Source organism: Segetibacter sp. 3557_3, from assembly GCF_004354985.1.
Taxonomy (GTDB): Bacteria; Bacteroidota; Bacteroidia; order Chitinophagales; family Chitinophagaceae; genus Segetibacter.
The window spans coordinates 1-19665 of the sequence record NZ_SMSK01000031.1 but is presented as its reverse complement, the minus strand read 5'-3'; the positions used below and the strand labels follow the sequence as shown (position 1 = coordinate 19665).

The following is a 19665-nucleotide window of genomic DNA, read 5'->3' as shown; positions in this document are numbered from 1 at the left end:
GCCGATTGAAGAACCAATGTATCGGAGCGAGTCAACTGTCACACTTTTTATTTTGCATTCCTGGAACTGCTACGGATTATTCGTCGTTCGAAGGCACCTAACTGAGATGATTGAAATCAATGTATTAGCACAGCAGACCATTTAGGGCTTTGCCATTCAAACTCTAGCACCTGATGAATGCCGAAAATGGTGGCCCATAACGGTTGTAATAGAGGAATAAGCCGAATGTCCAAAACAAAATTGCTATTGAAAATCAGCTTGCTGGCATTCGCTTTTGAAAATTGTAGGGTTCGGCAATCCGCCAGAACTTTTACTTATTGTTTGAATGGTTAGATTCCAATGATACCATTATGCCCTCATTATAGAGCTGATAAACCAGGAAATGGTTTTATTTTTTTAAAAAATGATGGTTAAGTAACCTTTATTCAGAGCAGAGCTTATGTCAGTCACAGTTGTAGTTGTTACATGGCATTACACTAGCAGTGAAGTATACTTTAATATAGCTTAATGTCCGATTTCCTTATATTAGTGAAAAACAAAGGGTAGTATACTTAGATACCGGACTATAATGGACAAAATACGGATTTTATTGGTAAAATACAATTTGCTCTATTCATGGGTGTAGAGTATTTACAATATACAATCGGATGGAACACTAAAGCTTTCAAGTAAAAGGCTAATCTATTAAACCCTCATTAATGACAGCCGGCTACAAAGACAGTACTGCGATGATTTCAAGCAAGCGAAGACCACGCGCAGCCAACAATGTCAATCTTTTACAACCATTCAGATCACTACAATTGCAGAAGGATAGTAGATGGGTATTTTATCTTTATTGAAGTTTTTCTATACCTGTCAAACGTTGGATAATAGCCAATGTAGCCAAACCGTTGTAGCTCTCCGATATACTTGTGATAAGTAGCAATGCTCTTTATACGAGCAAACCTCATTAACTGCTTTCGGGAAATAATAACACCGTTCTGATTGCGATCAACCTTACTATGAACTATTGCAGCCATTAAGCTGAAGTGCCAAACTGTAATCCTGCTGTCTTCAAGTAGCGAGATAAAAAGCATTCGTTCCTCATCAATATTTAACATACCTCAGAGCTTGAACTGATATTCGATGGAAGAAGCTGCAGGAGCTCTGCATAACTGTAAAAATAGATTCCTCCTATCTTTCTAGATTGTATTCTACCCGATACTCTTAAATTCTGGAGAGTGCCTGGCGAAATCTTTAGTAACTTTCGTACATCACTGCTTCGCAACCATTCTTTTGTTGGTTCTTGTTTTTTTGTGAGTAGATCTCGTAACTCGCTTATCAGTTGTATACGAAAAACCTGTAAATCCTCCTTTGTCACTATTTCAACACTCATAACACTTGATTTACATTTGAAAGCCTATTATTTCCAATAAAGAAAGCATCAACACTAATTGTGTTTTCACCTAAGCCGACCTAGTTGCGGCCGAGCACAAATATCTTGCTGGGCTTTCTTGAATTAAATGATGGTTCATACGATATGAACCCGAATTCGTCTAAGTCGTGAAGCACTCTTCGAAAAGTGCTGCCACTCCCAATCTTGCACATCTTCATTATTTCTTCACTAAAGACCTGGATCGGATTAACATGCGCTCCAAGCTTGTACTTCTCAATGATTGCCGCATAAACGCCGATATGCTTGGTGGACATGTAAGGGTCATCAGCAATCGCCTTTAGGAAATCTGAAATGAAGTCTCGGGCTGGCGAGCACTCACGGGTTGAGCGATTGAGATTGTGCTCTTCTTTTTTTAGACAACTTACCGCGGGAACTTGCATCTTCATCGACTGGTTCAACTTTTTCATTCTTCTCCTGCTTTTGCTGTTGTTGACTTTTACTACTGGTCTCCTTTTGTGTTTGACTATGCACCCGCTGCATCTTGGAGTCATAGAGGTTTAAAGTTTTGAACCGCGGATTGGCTTCCATAAACATCTTCTGTTCTGCGCCATCCTTAACGAAAGTCACAGACTGCCGGTTTCCCTTCTCCAGGGACTCGATCAGGCGCCCCTTCTCTGCTTCTGTTTTCAGTTCTTTAAGCGGGTGCTTCTGTAATTCTTTTTGCAGATCATATCCATAATTGTGGTGGTACTGGTTAACTTGGTAGTTGCCCTTAGGCTCAACAACTTTGAAGTCCAGCTGTAACCATGCATTGTAAACCTGCCCCTCTTTGTTTGTCAAATCCTTATTCACTGCCCTACCCTCTAGTAGATTGAATGCTTCCTTACATGTCACCCCTCTTCCTTTATTTAAGTAAAACGTCTGCTTCACTTGTTGCCCTTCAGTGTGCTGCAGAGATGCCTGGTAGCTATTGAGAAAGTACACCTCTGTGCTGTCTGACTTTCTGAAATTCAAGGTAGCATCCATACTCGTTCCATTGAATTCATTGTTGAATTGCAAGGTGAAAGCCGGCTTGCCTTCGCGAACATTGGCTTCCAGAGCTTGATAAAGCCCTTCACCAAACCCCAAATACTTGATGTTGTCTTTGAGGTAATCAAGATTTTGCTGGTTCATAATGTATGTTTTTTGATGTTTAAATTCGCTAGTCATGTTTTAGTTGTTCAGCTCTAATCAACTTTCTATTTGGAATTCGTAGCTGAAGATTTCGACCGCCTTTTGTTTCCCTGAGTTGAATTGACAGGTACCTTCGGTTCGGGATTGTAAATGTTTCAAAAGCTGCCACGAAAGCTTGGTTTGCTCCAGCCTGAATTGTTTCCGGCTTGGCCGAAATACCTATGGGAGTGACCTCGATTTCCTGCATTGCAGTTCGTTTAGTTCTTACGGCATCTTTGATCGAAAAACGGAGTTCGGCGATCTTGTAATTGATCGAAGATGTGTTGTGACACGCAACCTTTAAGAAGATAACGTTATCCACTACGTAGATCCCTTTAAGCTCCACTTTGAGCCCCCAGCCCCTGTCATGAGTTGATTTAATATTTCGGGGACTAAACAATAAACCATTCAGATAAAATGATAGTTGCAATGAATTAACAAAACCGGGAGCCACCCCTGACCTTGATGCTGAGTCTGTTATTTCAACCTTCTCCTGAATATTGTACACCAACGCGGCTGGCGAACTATCATAACCCACGGAAAAAGAATACACTTTGTTGTTGGCGCATACAACAGAAAGGCTGGTTTCGCCCACGTATGGAGCGTTAGCTTTGACTAAAAGGATGCTCTCGCTACCTGCTACTTGCTGGACAAGCACATTGGAAGAACCACGATCGATATGCCGAATAAAAGAAGGGAAAATCAGGCTTGTGGTTTTGGTAGCTGCCACACACAGTTCCAAACCTTTGGAGCCAACTAACTTTGCAGGCTGGCAGTATGCAATCTTCGCTTGCGCTAAAAGGCAAGTAATAAAAATGAGATGTTTCATAAAAACTAAGTGGTTGGTTAAAATAGATTGGTATCGTCCTGCAGAACCAATTGGTAGCCATCTTTCACTGTTACTTTAATGAGTTTAGCTTTTCTGGCAAGAAGTGTTTTAATAGCCGACAGTCCGGCTTTACCCGCCTGAGAAGAAAGGGACTGGTCCATTGTGAAGAGTTCGAGGTTCTGGATAGTGTTAGTAGAAGACTCCTTAGCAACGTCACGTGTGATCGCACCTGGGATGGAGATGCCCTCCAATCCATCCACATCATATACCTTAAGCTTTACCGGGTATATGTTATTTCCTTTCCTTATGGTTCTGATCGAAACCCTCAAGCGTTCGTTCTCAAGTTGAACGTTGCCATATACTGATTGGCCAGCCTGGATGCGTTGCCCATCAACCTCGAGATCTTCTAATATCCGGAGCCTGATTACCGAGCCGTTTACGACAGACTGGGTTGTATAAACAACACAAGCAATTCCGAATTGATTAGTTGTATCTGCTGAAAGTACTTGCATCGAGAGAAAGTCATTCTGCCGAGGGACGCCGGGTTTGTTGTTGATCCCTACCGCGACACTTTGTAATAAAGAAATCGGAACGTTTGTTCGTGAAAGCTTTGCTGGTATGGCCCGAGGTTGGCCAGCTTGTTTCGATAATCTATCTTGCAGCGTTGATCGGGGATTTTGAACTTTGATAATCTTGTCAAGAGTTGAATTAATCTGATCCATTTGCGGATCCCGGGCAGTATCAGTATTAATAGAATTAAGCAGAGTTTCCAATCTATCCATTTCAATGCCGGCAGGATCTTGCTGAGCACCGAACATCCTGTCCTCATTCTGCCGGAATCTAGATTTTTGAGGCATAGCTAGTTGCTGATTGAGCTCAGCTACCTTCTGGTATACTTTCTCTTCATTAGGGTCCCGGTCAGGACTTAATCCACTCAGTTGCGAACCATCAGGAGTCACTTCCTGGCCTGAGCCGAATTCAAGTCCATTCCGATAATAAGGGTCATACTTTCTCAGCTCCTTTGCATGTGCAGAATCAATATTTGCCTTTTCATAAAAGCTAAGCTTATCCAGGAAAGACTCATCGTTAAGCTTCGCCTTGGGAAGCTTTGTATTTAATCCTCTATCCTGGTCACGGCGATCTTTCTCGGGTTGCCCTTTGCCGCCGCCCAATGACCAAAACAGAAGTGTAATAAAGGGGAGAGCCAGAAGCGGAAGCACCATCAAAAACTTACGCTTACGTAAAAACTTTAACGAACGTGTTTTATTTTCCATGTTATGTCACATTTTAGAATATCCTCCATACTGTCACTGAAAAATGCCTGGTTAAGCTGTAATACGTGAGCGGACCGAACAGAACTATTTACTGGGCAACGTACTGACCCTACCGAGCTAAGGCAGTTTATTCTCCTTGGTCCGGCTGCGAAGTCGGCCCATAATGATGTTAACACAGCTGGGGCAGCTCGCTGCTTTAACTCCCGTAATTACAGCCAAATAGAAATGTATACCTGCCATCCACGGTTGCTCATCTATTTGGTCGTATGCCATCACCATTATTACCTGTATTCCCCGACATAGATTTACTGCTGTCGGGTATATTGCGTTTCTGTACTTCATTACTTCCCGGGTCTTTTTGGTTACCTGAAAGAAGTGGCAACACTGATGAATTTGTTAACTCCTGAAGAATCGACGGAGACTTGTGAGTCAGACTAGCCACAACTAAATGGGAACTCAACGCTGCAGATGTAAAAACAAAAGCTGCAAGGAAAATGAACTTTCTTTTCAACGAAAGATTCTCGAACCGTGTGACAAGGCTTGTTGCGGACATACGCCGAGCATTGTTGACAATGCTTGTAATCCAATGCAAAATGATTGATGATAATGTTCCAACGGTCCACGTTTTAGCTTTATTCATGATTATCTATTTGAAACATCTATATCTCGATTTTCAGTTGTTCTCCATCTTTCGATTAGAAATGCATGCGAGTTGTTTTCGGAACGAGATACGTTGCGTAAATAGCCTTCAGTGATCAGGCTCCTTGAAACAACGGTAGAAGGACGGATGATTTTCTGCAATCCAAAACACCTGAAATAAAAAGGATAACTATCAAAATCAAATTGAATGCTGTCAATCGTAATCTGCTGGCTGATGTTGCTTGCAATTACTTCCGAGAAGTACCCGTTTTCCTTGAGGCTCTCATATTGGACTTTTGCTGACCCATCAGCCAGGTAGAGCGCTTTTGACAGATTGGATTTAATTACTTTTTCATCAGGATCCAACGTAAAAAAGAGGTGGTGAAAGGTTTTGATGTGATCTTTAGCTTCTACCGGTATGTTGTCCTTTCGTTCGGAAGCAAATGCTTCAAGAGCTTTTCCATTTGCCAGGATATATATTCTGGATTGTGAAAGTGCAGCGAGCTGAAAGCTCTTTGTGATTACTACACAACATATGACTATGCAGCTTAACACCACCAGAACGGTGAATAAGCGTATGCTTCGAAAAGCACTATCAATGTTTTTTGCTCGCCTGAACATAATTGAGAAAGTTGTTGTCGATCTGATGAAGGATAGTAAAAGAGAACCCGGAGACGAAAAGACACAGCATCGCAGCGCCACCCAACATTCAGAAAAGGGCTGGCTTCCACATGGTTGGTTTCGCTGCAAATAAATAATGCTGATCAGCGATCATCACTTGCCCGATAACTTGTCGCGCATGTAGTTTGAGCCCTGCTCGTTTTTGCCCGCCTTGAAATAGCCCGAGCTAGATGATTGCTGGGTAATACTGTTGCGAATAGATCCTGCAGCTGATCCGAGACTGTCTGCTACCATCCCGGATGTGCCTGTTATCATATTGACTCCTGCGCCTGACGACCGGCTGAAAGCATTGCTAACTTTAAACAAAAGTGCATTTCCACCTCCAGCATGTACAATGTAGTTTGCAACAGAAGGAACCGTGAAGTATCCAATTATACCAATTATCAGAAAAATCAAATAAGCGGTGTCCGTGGAACTAAAGAAGGTGTCGCCGGCCTCTTGTACCTGGTGGATATCCATAGCCAACATCTTCTCTTGTATTTTGCCGATGATGCCGCCAAAGATATTAGCCACCGGTAGCCAAAGGAATATGTTCAGGTAACGTGCGATCCATACGGTTAGGGTATGCTGAAAACCATCAAAAACCGATAGACCAAAAACCAAAGGCCCCAGAATGGCAAGCACGATCAGGTAAAAAGTCCGGATGGTATTTATGCACAAAGCTGCTGCTTCAAATATCACCCGGAGAACTTCGCTCATCCATTCCTTGATGGAGTTCCTGAAGTTGTAGGATGCTTTAGCCATTGCAAACTTTACATCGTTTCCAACCGCTTCTAAGACTCCCTCGCCAGAACCATTATTTTCATCTGGATGTGCGTACCTGTACCACTTATCGCGGTCACCATCACCTGATTCACCAACGTACATTTGCCAAACAGCAGAAGATTTTATTGCCTCTTGTTTTTTGTTGAGTAAAAGCGCTATCGCCTGGTTAGAATTCTCAACCATTGCGGATGTCGCAGTTACCGTAGGCTTCATCACGCCATTGATCAGGTCAAGAAACGAGGGGAAAATCATGACAATAAAGCCAATAACAAAAGGCCTAAAGAGCGGATAGAAGTCAATCGGTTCTGCATTAGCCAGGTGACGCCACACTCTTGCAGCAATATACCAGGTTGCGGCAAATCCCGCTATTCCCCGACCTACCCCCATCAACTGAGAACATAATGGTAGCATCTCGGAGTACAACTGGTCGAGGACGACCTGCAAACCATTTAACTCACTAGCTATGCCCTGAGCACATGATAATTCAGGCAAAAGCAACCCTACAGCCATCATTCTGATAGCTCTGAAACGCATCTCCATAAAAATTCTATTTATTTTATTCCAAGTACTTCTTTTGTGGTCCTGACGTCGTTCGACTCTTTAGCACGTTGTAGGGCAAGAACCGCTGCCCTATTATTGAAGGCTTTCAGAAACGACAGCTTTTGGGAGATACTTTGATAGATCTTGTCTATCGCGGCCAGGCGCTCATCATCTGACATCCTAAGCTTACCTGCCGTTACTATTACAAGTAAGTCTTCTGTGTCCTTTAAGCTTCGTGCTAAAAGGTCTTGAGAGACCTTTCTTACATAGCCAATTTCAGAAATAGTTAGATTTGCTTCCGCCTTGAAGTGGGAGTATGCACGCTTTTGTTCTCTCACAATAAGCGTTTGGCAGCTGATAATGTCGCCAACCCGCTTGTATTTTCTCACCTCAGGGCTAATCTCCAACAAACCATCAAGGAAACTCCTATGTAAGTCGAAGTTCCCCCTGGTTAGCTCTCGAATTGTATTGTAACCCTTGCTAACGATTTCGTAGCCATGGTAAAGATTTTTTAGAATTGCTTTCAGCTGTGTTAGCTTTTCTACATTCAAGATCAGTTGTTGCGCTTCTTCAGACTGGGCCGAAAGGAGATTAGGAGCAAGCCCGCTCAACAAAAAGCAGCCGCATAATAGTAGTTTCTTTCTCATCTTGCATTATTTTAAGTCATAAAGCGCCTGCATATTTTGGATGTCCTTTTGGCTATGAAATTTGAATCGTACAACTCTATTTACCTCGTTGTTGAAGGAGACGGCAAACACATACTTGTCGTACATCCCCTCAAAACAAGTCTGTAATCTTCTGAGTCGCTCAGCATCGTCGAGCTTGTAACCCTTACCACGGTTAAGCTCAACCACAAGTTCAATATCATCAGCACAGTCTAACAGCAGCCTTGATAAAAACTTATTGATGTAAGCAACTTGCGGTCGTGTAAAAAGGTCGGATTTCAACCGTGGTTTAATTGATTGACAGACTTTAATGATTTCCTGTTGTAATCCTATAGCGGAAGTCAGCGTGCTACTGGCACTGATATTCGGGTTAATGGAGGTAAATGACACGAAGTATTTCTTATGCAATTCCGAATCGCCTTTCTTTATGCTATTGATGGCGGCGATTGCCTGGTTAGCTGACCGATACCCTTGCTTTAAGTAGCCCAGGTACAAGCGAAATCCGGCTATCTGTTTAAGCAAGTACTTCTTTTGCGTTTTACTTTGGCTAAACCATTCTTCGGCTATAGGCAATTGCCAGTCTGATGGGTGATGAAGGTAATAGGGTCATATATTGATCCCGCATCCATTGATGAAGTTCTTCCAATATGGGAACAGCCTCCCTCTGTCGCCTTTGGGCGATCTGTTCATATGAAAGCTTTTCCTGTTTACATCGTCGTTCAATTTCATAAAGAGCATTGAACTTTGTCAGTGCATATTCGGCGAGTTCTTTATCAGAAGCCAGGGCTTCAGTGAACTTGCGTCTTGCGTGTGCAAGGCAGCATACTCTGTTGCCCTTGAAGAACCCTGTGTTGATGGGCAGGGGTTCCTACACAGCATACTCCCATATTGTTAACATGCCAATCGATTTCCTTCCTTTTCAAGCCTGCAGTTTCGATCAACACTGGGTGGCTACTTAATAAGAACAAAAAATGTAAATAATCAATTCGTTTTGGCACTAAACCTCAGCAAACCTTATACTGATGAAATTCTCAAAAAACTTAGAAATAATCATCAAAACGCTACTGGCTTAACCATTTGAATATATTACTAATCATCATTGTCCAAATACTAATTTAGGGTAGTAAAGGCCTCCCAAGTAATTAATGTTATTCTATACTTAGTTCACACGAAGCGAAATATTGAACAACGGCTCTGTCGCATCCGGTAAAATGGAGTAGGAAATTACCGGTTAAGAGGCTTGTTTAGGCTGCCAGAGAACAGAAGATTTTGTAGGAAGTTGCCATAGTAAATGTGACTTGGTCCTTTTTGATCATTCTGACCATTTCAATGCCTGCAAGCGTTCGTGATGCTGATTTGAAGCTTTTAAATCCAAGCATACCCTGCGTCAGCCATTTAATAAACCTATGATCTCCTTCTACCCTATTATTTAGATACTTACGTTGCCTAATTCTAATTCTCTTGAAGGGCCTCTTATTGAAAGTTCTGATCGCTTCCCTGTTAGCACCGCTCTTATCCATATTAATGACTTTCGGACTACCGTTCTTATTGATTGCCTTTACGAGAAATTAATGCACTGCAAGTTTATTTCTCCTCCTTGTTAATAAAAAATCTACTGTTTTGCCCATCTTATCTACAGCCCGGTACAAGTACATCCACTCTTTTGTTACTTTAATATAAGTCTCATCCATCCTACAGCTATTACCTCCGGCTTTCTTCTTTTCCTTAATCCAACTCCAACCACGGGAGAAATCTTAAACACCCATCTTTGTATCGTAGCATGATCAACTACCACTTCCCTTGTCGACAGTAATTCCTATACATCTCTGTAACTTAAGCTAAATCTTAACTTGAAATATACAGCTTGCAGAATAACTTCCTTAGGAAAACTATGACCTTTGAAAATCTTAGAGATTTAGTTTACAAGATAACAAACATATGTGAATGCGACGGAGCCATTTCGGATTATAACCTACTATGGTGACACCAATATTTTTTTTTTGAAAATGCTTGCAAATGTGGATATTCATTTGCATTTTTATAATCTTAACTAACATCATTCTGAATGAGCTATAATTGTATCTTAAGTTAAATTTTTAGATATAATTATACATGTTATGAAGTACTGGAAATACATGCCGCTGAATGGTTTTCAGCGACTATAGCCTTCGGAAGATTTGGGTAATTCTCTTCTACCTTATGAAATGGCAATTATTCGGCGATAAGACCGAAGTGGAAATCGTCGACAGAATTATAATTGCGTCCGAACTGCATTTCCTTACCCTGTTCTAACATTTTAAATGCATGCTTTAGTCTTATGATCAAAGTCTAAACATAAATCCCGTATACGGGGGCTAAAGAATTAAGCTCGTTTGAAAATATCCTTTTTACTAAAACAGGTTGCATAAAATAGACTCAACAACTTATGGTTTAAAAACTAATAATCTTACCGCTAACGGAATATCAATAAAGCATTTTATAAGTTGTGAGTTTTATTTTGAACTTGAAAACTAATAGTAACCCTTATTTAATATAAACTAATGGAAAAATGGAGATGGAATCCGGACGCCAAATGCATAAAAAATAAGAACGGCGGCAGTGTGTTGTTAAATTATGCATTTTCTTCTGTAAAAAAGATATCGAATGAAGATGGGAAAATTGTTTCTAACTTCAGCGGTCTCACTATCCCATTTACAATAAACCAGGATGTAAATGTAGAGCTGAGGGATTATCTAGTAAATAACTTATTTGTGATACCGGAATTAGATTACGCTAATTACAATGAGTTAACTCTGAAAAGATTGAAGACTGCTTTGCATAACTCGTACGGGCTCATTATCATGCCAACCGAAAAATGTAATTTTCGCTGTACCTACTGTTACGAGTCTTTCGAAAGGGGGAAAATGTCTGATGAAAACGCTTTAGCCTTATGTGAAAGCATAAAGACCATTGCCACTACCGCCCCAAATTTCTCACTAGGTTTTTTTGGGGGCGAGCCTTTACTTTGGCCAGATCTAATTTTAAAGTTTTCTTCTCTGGCATTTGGGATTCTTAAAAACAGAAACCTTCCTTATTTTGCCGGAATTTCGACCAACGGCTACTTTCTAACCCTTGACCTATTTCGTAAATTAGTCGAAGTGGGTGTTACATCGTACCAAATCAGTATTGACGGTACTGAAGAAGTACATGATAAGCAACGTTTGACAATCAGCAAAAAGCCGACGTTTAAAACTATAATAGCGAATCTTAGGGCTATGGCTTCCACCGACTATCAATTTAATTGTGTAATCAGGTGCAATATTAGTCCCACTGAAGGGAAGAAGGCGATAGCATTATTTAGTGGGAGTGAGGTTGATTTTATAAAACAGGACAAAAGATTTATCGTTGATATTCATCAAATTTGGAAGTCTGACCGGGAAACTATGCTCGAATCGAATGAAGCTCCAGGTTGTGGATCTGAATTTTACAAAACTCTTGACACTTACATCTTATATAAATCCTTAAATGACCTTGGTGTCAGTAATGTTGCATATTCCTCTATACCGTCTCTTTTAAGTAGTGCTTGTTACGCGGGGAAACCAAATTGGTATGTCATTGGATCAAACCTGAATATCTATAAATGCACCGTTGTGTTTGATAACGAAAAAAACAAGTTAGGATATGTAGATAAAGACGGAACATTGGTAATAGACGCTCAAAAAAATGAGTTATGGACAGGATCCAACGTGTTAACGGATAATTCCTGTTCTACCTGTCATTACCGCATCCCGTGCGGCGGTGTTGCATGCCCATTAAAACGTTTTACCGATGGAGTTAAGTCCTGTCCTGAAATTAAACATCCAGCGGTGCTACAGAAATGGGCTAATCAATTATAGTATTAAAAAAACCTTTTAACTAAATCAAAAAAAATACACATGGCAAAAGAAATTTCAAAATCCGATCAGAAAAAAGAAATCACTGCTCACTCAGAGTACATAGCTGATAGAAACAAGAAAATTGATCTAATGTTCAAACAATTGGAAGCAAATCCGGATCAACTCAAAACGTTTAATTCAGACCCGGCTGCATTTGCATCTAAATTCAACCTGGTATTCAATGATGAAGAAATTTTTGCGGCTAAAACTCTAAAAAGTATTCCTGTAGCAAGCCTCAGAGATAGATTAAAGGGTAACCCCGTAGCTTTATTTGACAACAACTGCGGGTGTGGTGGAGGTGGTGGCGGAACGCAAAGCTGGTGACACGGCGGTCGGCCGCGGGTAAATTATTAATCACCTGGTGAATACCAACCACACGCTTGAAAGAAATATACTTTCGCTGTCAACAAACCATAAATAAATCGACTTAATATGGCAAAAGAAATTTCAAAGATTGCAGACACACTAGTGGGTGCAATAGCTGCTCATTCCGAATATGTGGCAGATCGAAACAAATAACATGAGCAAATGTTTGACCAAATAGAAGATGACCCAGCCCTGCGCGATAAGTTTCATGCTGACCCCGCAGCAATGGCTAAACAATTTCGAATCACGTTAAGTGATGAAGAAGTTTTCTTTTCTAAAACACTTAAGACGATACCATTTAAATATCTCGAAGATTGCTTTACAGGAAGTAGTGGATTTGCCTTTTTTGATAACAATTGTCAATGCGGCGTTGGGGGTGGTCCCATACTAACTTGAATGTGATGGTAGAATATAAAATAACATAAAACCCGACACACCAGATACGCAGAAAATAACAGAGTTAATACAGAAAGGGGATTGATGAGAGTCTGCAACGAGGATATTCATTGTAACAAATTATCACCGTCAGAGAAACTTAATAATTTAAGCTGATTGATCATCTGAGTGTGTAGAGTTTTATAGATAAAAAATATTTAAGGGCAGAGGTATCATCACTCCTTCTTCTTTTATGGTTAGTGCTGTTCCATCAATCTTTGTTCTGAACTATCGTTAGGTATAAAGCAGTTTCTTTATAATATTCATAGGTGTACTTCAATTTTTGCTCTAAAAGATGTTAGTTTGATCACGCTGGTTATACGCTAGCAAACAGACCTTATAAAAACCTAAAAGCCTTTTCGATATTTATGGTAGCAATTTCTAATATTGATGGCATAGTATCAATCGGAAGGTAAAATATCCTTAATAATGAATGCTGACATTCTTTCTTTTGACCCTATATTGTCTGATCATAAGGTTTATGACGAGGTTAGAAAAGATTATAAAGCTATTTACTCAGCCTCTTATTCAAACATATTATATGCTGCATCTCAAACAGATCCCGGGATAGCTCAATTTTGTAACCTGCTGGCAAATGCCCTAGAAGATTTATCCGCCCCATTATCTTTCGGCGCGGATCCTTATTTCAGCTCTGTTTTTATGTCATGGATAAATGGGTTAAAGAGGGGGTTGGATTGGGTCTCGCTTGGAGCAGAAGTAGAATGCATGAAGTTTTTTTCTGATTCTGAAGCTTTTCTTAAAGACCTAAGCCTTGAATATCCTGCTTATTTGACAGGTCATAGAAATCATTTTAATGTTAATATAGATGACACAATCAACATTATCCCCGTGCAATTTCTATTAGAAAGTCCAAGAATGGGCGGCAGGGTCTCAGATTGTTTGCCTGAGATATCCTCACCTGGTCTTTTTACGAAAGCTGATGAAAAACTTTTGGATGGAATCAAAGATCATATTCAACAAGCGCTGAAACTGATATATGAATTGTCTCCTAAAGCATATGAAATCTTCAAAAAAAATATCCATTCTATTTATGTAGGTTTATATGAATTCAACAAAAACTCCTTCGGCACACGTAAAGATTATCCCGGCATCGTGATTGCAGGGTTATCACGTAACCGAATCGATAAAGGTGATTTTGCTTCAACAGCCGCTGAGCTCTATCATGAGCATTGCCATATTAAACTATGTTTATTCTGCGAGGCAAAAAATATTGCATTGCCTACAGATCTTAATTTAGTTAGCCCGTTCAAAAATGAAATTCGGGATTTTGAAACTGCCTTGCACACTGTATATACGATTACAATAGAATGTTATCTTAGGCTATTACTATTACGTAAGCAAAGTATATCAGAACAGAACGTATCACTTTCCTATCTAGCTGCGGTTGGATTTAGGCTTGAAATCTTTCAGGAAATTTTAGCGAATACGTCAGCGGTATCAATCTGCGAAGAATTTACAAAGGTTATTTCGCTTTCAGGATTTGTACTTTCGCAAATTTCGGATACCCTTAAATCATTGCCAAAATCCGTAATCCAGGCACATAAAACGGAAAAGTTAAGGGTAATGAAAAGACATATCTGGGATATTGGCCAATTTCTCTGCCGTGGATTATCCGTATATGATCCTCATGTTAGCCGTATCAGCCTCGGTGAGAACAGCATCAATTATTACTATAAAGGTGTAGCATATAATTCGGGTATCGAAAAAAGAAAAATTACCAGGGGCGATTACGGATCATATACACAGAAGATTTTTGAAGCAGATAAATGAATTGCAATCTTTGAAAACTAATTCTCCCTCCATCTGTGTAGCTGTTGAAAGTGGGCTATTAAGCATATATCCCGGAAAATTTTCCACGCTTTCCGAAATCCAGATTGCCAGGCATATTTACGAACCCTTACTGGACTATTCTTCTGCCTCCATAATTAAGCCGCGGGTTATAACCTCTTGGAAAGTTACCGAAAGGGGAAAAACATGGGTGTTTGATATCCGAAAGAACAGCTTCTTTCATAACAATGTTGCTATTAATGCTGAATCGATAATCTGGAATCTTAAAGAGCATATCATTTGGTTAACCGGCCTGTTCAAACATGTTAAAGGAATATACAAAGTAAGTGAGTATTCGATCAGAGTGGACCTTAGTAGTCCCTTTGCTTCTTTGCTCCACTGGTTTGCCAGTCCGAAGGCCTTAATAATGGCCCCGTATTCTTCAATCGCCCCTGGTAGTGAAAATAAGATTGTAGGCTCGGGCCCTTTTAAGCTTTATGTTATTGGCGAGAACGGCAACTATTTACTTGAAAGAACCAGAACAGTAAGTAAACCTGAAGAAAAAGAGCTGGCGGCGTTTTTAGAATTTAAAGAATTCCGAAACGGAGATGAAATGTGGGATGCACTTAAGCTGGGAAAAGTAGATATTATATATGAATGTCCCTATGAATATATATCCGATCCATCAATTAACCCTCAGTTCTTAAGAAGCTTTTGTGGCTCATTGTCCGTAAATATGCTTTTTATAAATACTTTTTCGAAAATCTTGAAGGACCTTTCTATCCGGCAGCTTTTGCTAAGTTCGATAGATAAACAAAAACTAATCAACGACACAATGGGAGGAGTGGGCTTAGCAAGTGACGGTCCTATCTCTCCGGCAAGCACATTTTATTCTGCACCGGTACATCAACGAAACAACAATATATCGACTGATGTTGACAGGTGCACAAACAAAAATGTAAATATTGATATCTTGGCGCAGTCGTGTTATAACCGAAGCTTTATAAAAGAATTGGGTGACCAGTTTGTTCAGGGAGGTCTGCAATGTAACATGATTAGATTGCCTATAGGCAATCTAATTGACCGTCTTAGATCAGGAAATTTCGAAGCCGCACTTATCGGAACAGCCGGTATGGAAGACCCGGATTTTCTTTTGTATGATTTCTTTCATAGCTCAGGTTGCCATAACTTTTCCAATTTTAGCAATAAAGAATTTGATAGAATTCTTGAAAAGGCTCGCAGGTCTATGGATTTTTTAAAACGAAAAGAGTTATATCGGCAAGCTGTCCAATTATTAAACACGTATGTACCTGCGATTTTTCTCAGGCATGGTGTTTCTCTTTTGGTCTACCACAACAAAATCAGTGGCATTGAGCCATATCCGGATAACTTTTTAAGATTAGAGTCAGCGAAGTGGAAGCAGCTCACAAGATGATGTCAGGTCGATAAAAAACCTTAAATTTTTTTCTGTTATATCTAATACCTTAGTCGCTAACGTACTGAAACCCTTGCCCGATAAAATCTTATTTCTGACTCACTCACACAAACAATACGAAGAACATGAAGATCACCGCTCAGATTGCCAGCGAGCTGTATCGTAATTACCGCGCCATCATTCGTGAGTTTCAAACGCTCATGATGGACTTCCCTTTCAATACTTTTATTGTAGAAATCTATTACGACGTAATAACTCGAAATATTATTATTTCCGTTGATGACCTTTTCACGAAATTTCAAGGATACTTTGAACACCGAGCCAGGAATTATATTATTGTCATGAGATATTTGAATCCAATTGTAAGGTGATGTTGACATTTCCCTTACTCCGCACCAGCTACAAAAAACTTCCTTAAGGTGATAATGCTCACGATCGAGTGAGGAGTTATATATGCTCAACTTATTACTACAATACCCGCATTTCTTAGCCCTGCTTGTCAAAACCTTAATTGTATTAGGTGAAAAAACGTCTATTAGTTGTGAAAAAATATACTTGTCATCAAGAAGCAGGCAAAAATTTGAGCGCCATTCTTCAATGTAGGATTTCAATAACGTTTCATACATTGAAATCGCTTCGTTATAAATCTTTTTTTGGCCAATTCTTTCGAGGATCATGCTTGCGGAGTCACTAAATTCCTTTATCTCCTGCAATTGTAATCCCATTAATAACATGATCTGTTTACTTTCGTCAGAAACTCTCTTCACATCGCGTTTAAATAACCGGTTTAGTCCTTCATCAATCACTCTAAAATTCCTATAGCCTCTGATTAAGAGGTAAAAGAAGATCTTGTTGTGATTATATTCCTGGTTTTTGACTACAAATTTGAACGATCCTGGTGAATCCTTTTGAAATAAAATGGTTAAATAGCGGCGACCACGTAAAACGAATACCTTACCCGATAATTCCACATTTAAGACCTTGTCGTTGTACCGTGTAGGTAACCTATAAACGTAGTAAGGTTTCACCTTATTAAACAGAGTATTTATCTTCCATTTATCCAAAGCCGGGCTTTTCTTTATTGATGGATCTCCCATTAAAACGTATGGTTGATCATTGTTGTTATATTCTTCATAATCATTTAACAACATAGTTATAAAGCCAGGTGAGATATCATCACAAGTCAGTTCATGTGCAATTTTGACAACACCTGGATCAATGACGATCTTCTTGTTAGTAAGTATCGACGCAACAGGGTAACCTCGGACTATAGATCTGAAAAGGCTTATGTTCTCAGGCATAAGTTTTTCAGAAAAATTCAGGGTTGTGCAAGAAAAAAGCTGTAGATACTTCGATTTTATATCAGCGATATACAAGACCTGAATATTCTTGTTGTGAACACGAATACAGATTCTACGCCCATTGTAATCATTGCAACACTCAACATTCTTTCTCTTTGCGGCAATATCAGGATGTACTTTACCGCATATAACAGAAGAGTTAAGTAATATATGTGAAATTTCGCCGTGTGCTAAAATTGAGATGCTTCTCCAATTTTTCTTTGATATTAGTGTAAGCGCGGGCTGACTTAACTTGAAATTACTTCCCATATTATTTACACCCGAAAACACCTGTCTTCCGAGCGCATTTATATAAATATTTTCGAGATGGCCGATATTGTCCCCCGCTAAAAGCTTCGCTACAAAAAAGCTAAGCTCAGGTAAGTTCGAGGCACTCATAATACCGGACGGCTGTTTTATGTTGTTTGTTATTAAACTTAGCGCGTTCGGCAAAAAGTTTTTTCCGTCACCTGCAACCAAAATCGAATTATACTTCCCAAGATTTAATTTGCTAAGTTCGTCAACATGTTCAATTTCCAGATATTCTCGACTAGATACTTTTGAGTAATATTTGCAGATGTCCGAATGATCTTTTCCAATTGCTACAACAAGGTTTTTTACTTTATCATTTACGGGAATCTCGAAATTGTTTGACCCCGGAGTGTTTTCATCTGCCAGCTTAAGGCCGTACCAATTTAAAATCTTTTCCCATTCCCTCTTCAATTCTAAATCATCGGGTTTAATGACTGGGATGCCTCTGTTTGCATGATCCTGTGTGAACAATCGATATTCAGCTAATGAATCAACCCACGTAAAGGTTCTAATATCACCCGTTTTTGAAACTTTGGACATAAGATGTTCTTTTATTGTGAATAACCAGATTAATTCAGACCAGCAGAAACATAGTTTTATAGATCCTTCCGGAAGGTTGTCATCTCGGAATCATTTTAAAGACTGAAATCATTGCCGTTTTATCAACCTCCAAGAAACGTCATCGGATGGTGATGCTTGATGTGCGTGCTAAAGAAATGGGCATTTCCTGCGGCATAACTTAGTTGTTTAAAACACTGGAGGTTTAGGGTCTTTTTGGTAAATGTTTCCCGATACCAAAGCAAAAACATAATAATTCTTAGAAAATAGCACCGGTCAAGAAAACCAGTTTGGTTTTTTTGGGACCTAATCCAAATTTTATGCACTTTATGGTACGAGATAAAGCCTAACAACTCCGTCGCGGTGAGACCAATCAATTGATCAACATCTTCTCCCCACTTTGTTCTCATCAATTCGACCCGACCTATAAAGTTGCTCCACATAATCTTTCGAGCATAAACCATATCCGGAGGAACATATTTCTTGGCTATTTCTTTGAGAATATACTTCTGTGGTTTCCCATTTAATATTTGGACTATTTAAGTTTTCGGCAAAGTTGCCGCATATTCGAGTACTGATGATCTACAAATGGAGATCTTACCTCCACTCCATCCGTCATACCGATATTGTCGTTCTAGATGGAGATATGGCTAAAATAAACTAAAAACTCTATGAATAATTCGGTTCACCCAATCATTAAAGTTTCCAAATGTAACCTATTTGGAAAGGTGCTCCAGGGAATCGTAATCCTTTACAAAGCTTACAATTTCTTATGGCATAAACATCTTGGCATGTTCGTCATTCAGACCATTATGAATGTCTGCGAACTTCCTGTAATTACTTCTTATTTTTTTGGAAATCTGCTGCTGGTCATCGTATTGAACCATACCGCTTTCTAAATTTAAGAAATATTACTGGTTCATCCAATATCGTGTCAGCAGCAGTTCCACTTAAAATAGCTTCGAAAAGTCTTTAATGTATCAGTTCAAAATAAAGTTACTGAATTGAATCATAAATACCGATCGGCTTGTCATAGAATTTGATCGCATAAGAAAAATCTTCAAAACTGTCTTTTTTTAATTTCAACTATCCGATGATTTGTACTATATTTAGTTGCTATACGCCCTGCACTTCCAAATTCAGGGTCGGCTGAATTTTTGTTGGTTGCCCCTGCCGATTGTGAAGGTTTTTTATTTCATACTCGGATGATTCATGCATCATCCCAACTATACTAGACGAATCGATGCCCCTGGAGATAAGAGCAGCTACTGGCAAATCAATTACCATTGCCCGCCCTATTGACCAGGTTTAAAAATCTTGATCTTTTCATGGAGGAAAGAATAATATAGATAATATAACAATGTTTACATATTATATTGAAAATGTCTCTATACTCAACAATATATTGTTATTAGGCTTTTGTTTTTAATAAACTATTTTTTAAATTTGTACTAGTTTTAGTATAATTCGGATATTGACAGTAGAATATTATTTTCTGTCGCGGCGCGCGGTTGGCTAGAAGCGTGAAATATTAGGC

At 39.5% G+C, this 19665-nt stretch carries 19 protein-coding genes and 1 pseudogene; 6 read left to right on the top strand and 14 right to left on the bottom strand.

The features are described from left to right. Positions 1 to 1093: 1093 nt before the first annotated feature. The 11 genes and pseudogenes from EXU57_RS24550 to EXU57_RS24500 all read right to left on the bottom strand — a co-directional run bounded on the left by EXU57_RS24550 (position 1094) and on the right by EXU57_RS24500 (position 9895). On the bottom strand, positions 1094 to 1375 hold the full coding sequence (locus EXU57_RS24550) for a helix-turn-helix domain-containing protein (protein WP_133270918.1): 282 nt from the start codon (positions 1373 to 1375) through the stop codon (positions 1094 to 1096). A 375-nt stretch (positions 1376 to 1750) separates the two neighbouring features. After that, positions 1751 to 2548 (bottom strand): hypothetical protein, encoded by a 798-nt coding sequence (locus EXU57_RS24545; protein WP_133270917.1) that lies wholly within the window; start codon positions 2546 to 2548, stop codon positions 1751 to 1753. Positions 2549 to 2576: 28 nt separating this feature from the next. Beyond that, positions 2577 to 3416: a conjugative transposon protein TraN gene (gene traN / locus EXU57_RS24540; protein WP_133270916.1), complete on the bottom strand. Its 840-nt coding sequence runs from the start codon at positions 3414 to 3416 to the stop codon at positions 2577 to 2579. Positions 3417 to 3433: 17 nt separating this feature from the next. Then, positions 3434 to 4690: a conjugative transposon protein TraM gene (gene traM, locus EXU57_RS24535; RefSeq protein WP_133270915.1), complete on the bottom strand. Its 1257-nt coding sequence runs from the start codon at positions 4688 to 4690 to the stop codon at positions 3434 to 3436. A gap of 250 nt (positions 4691 to 4940) precedes the next feature. Further along, a complete protein-coding gene (locus tag EXU57_RS24530; protein ID WP_133270914.1) occupies positions 4941 to 5330 on the bottom strand; it encodes a hypothetical protein in 390 nt (129 codons plus the stop codon). Positions 5331 to 5332: 2 nt separating this feature from the next. After that, positions 5333 to 5950 (bottom strand): conjugative transposon protein TraK, encoded by a 618-nt coding sequence (gene traK / locus EXU57_RS24525; RefSeq protein WP_133270913.1) that lies wholly within the window; start codon positions 5948 to 5950, stop codon positions 5333 to 5335. Between the two features lie 153 nt (positions 5951 to 6103). Beyond that, on the bottom strand, positions 6104 to 7315 hold the full coding sequence (traJ, locus tag EXU57_RS24520) for a conjugative transposon protein TraJ (protein WP_133270912.1): 1212 nt from the start codon (positions 7313 to 7315) through the stop codon (positions 6104 to 6106). Between the two features lie 11 nt (positions 7316 to 7326). Next, on the bottom strand, positions 7327 to 7962 hold the full coding sequence (locus tag EXU57_RS24515) for a TerB family tellurite resistance protein (protein ID WP_133270911.1): 636 nt from the start codon (positions 7960 to 7962) through the stop codon (positions 7327 to 7329). A gap of 6 nt (positions 7963 to 7968) precedes the next feature. Further along, positions 7969 to 8502 carry a hypothetical protein gene (locus EXU57_RS24510; RefSeq protein WP_133270910.1) on the bottom strand — a complete coding sequence of 178 codons (534 nt, stop codon included), beginning with the start codon at positions 8500 to 8502 and terminating at the stop codon, positions 7969 to 7971. Between the two features lie 25 nt (positions 8503 to 8527). After that, complete coding sequence (locus EXU57_RS26025) at positions 8528 to 8836, bottom strand: IS66 family transposase (RefSeq protein ID WP_410528422.1); 309 nt, start codon at positions 8834 to 8836, stop codon at positions 8528 to 8530. Positions 8837 to 9224: 388 nt separating this feature from the next. Then, positions 9225 to 9895, bottom strand: a pseudogene (locus tag EXU57_RS24500) (IS6 family transposase). 625 nt (positions 9896 to 10520) lie between these two features. Between EXU57_RS24500 and EXU57_RS24495 the strand changes: the two are divergent. From EXU57_RS24495 to EXU57_RS24475, 5 genes are all read left to right on the top strand, one after another. After that, positions 10521 to 11855, top strand: coding sequence for a radical SAM/SPASM domain-containing protein (locus EXU57_RS24495; protein WP_133270909.1), 1335 nt, complete (start codon positions 10521 to 10523; stop codon positions 11853 to 11855). 39 nt (positions 11856 to 11894) lie between these two features. Beyond that, positions 11895 to 12218, top strand: a complete 324-nt coding sequence (locus tag EXU57_RS24490) for a hypothetical protein (protein ID WP_133270908.1) — start codon at positions 11895 to 11897, stop codon at positions 12216 to 12218. Between the two features lie 204 nt (positions 12219 to 12422). Then, complete coding sequence (locus EXU57_RS24485; protein WP_133270907.1) at positions 12423 to 12656, top strand: hypothetical protein; 234 nt, start codon at positions 12423 to 12425, stop codon at positions 12654 to 12656. A gap of 468 nt (positions 12657 to 13124) precedes the next feature. Continuing rightward, positions 13125 to 14486: a hypothetical protein gene (locus EXU57_RS24480; protein WP_133270906.1), complete on the top strand. Its 1362-nt coding sequence runs from the start codon at positions 13125 to 13127 to the stop codon at positions 14484 to 14486. After that, positions 14470 to 15918, top strand: coding sequence for an ABC transporter substrate-binding protein (locus EXU57_RS24475; RefSeq protein WP_165958295.1), 1449 nt, complete (start codon positions 14470 to 14472; stop codon positions 15916 to 15918). The genes EXU57_RS24480 and EXU57_RS24475 overlap by 17 nt, the downstream gene beginning before the upstream one ends. A 56-nt stretch (positions 15919 to 15974) precedes the next feature. On the opposite strand, the gene EXU57_RS24470 is transcribed toward EXU57_RS24475, so the two are convergent. Further along, the gene (locus EXU57_RS24470) at positions 15975 to 18110 is read right to left on the bottom strand and encodes a hypothetical protein (protein WP_133270904.1); all 2136 of its coding nucleotides are present in this window, start codon (positions 18108 to 18110) and stop codon (positions 15975 to 15977) included. A gap of 122 nt (positions 18111 to 18232) precedes the next feature. Continuing rightward, positions 18233 to 18658, bottom strand: coding sequence for an asparagine synthase-related protein (locus EXU57_RS26020; RefSeq protein ID WP_410528421.1), 426 nt, complete (start codon positions 18656 to 18658; stop codon positions 18233 to 18235). A 141-nt stretch (positions 18659 to 18799) separates the two neighbouring features. Here EXU57_RS26020 and EXU57_RS24460 point away from each other — a divergent pair, with 141 nt between their 5' ends. After that, positions 18800 to 19027, top strand: coding sequence for a hypothetical protein (locus EXU57_RS24460; RefSeq protein WP_133270903.1), 228 nt, complete (start codon positions 18800 to 18802; stop codon positions 19025 to 19027). A 217-nt stretch (positions 19028 to 19244) separates the two neighbouring features. On the opposite strand, the gene EXU57_RS26015 is transcribed toward EXU57_RS24460, so the two are convergent. Beyond that, positions 19245 to 19427, bottom strand: coding sequence for an asparagine synthase-related protein (locus EXU57_RS26015; RefSeq protein ID WP_410528420.1), 183 nt, complete (start codon positions 19425 to 19427; stop codon positions 19245 to 19247). Positions 19428 to 19665 lie beyond the last annotated feature (238 nt).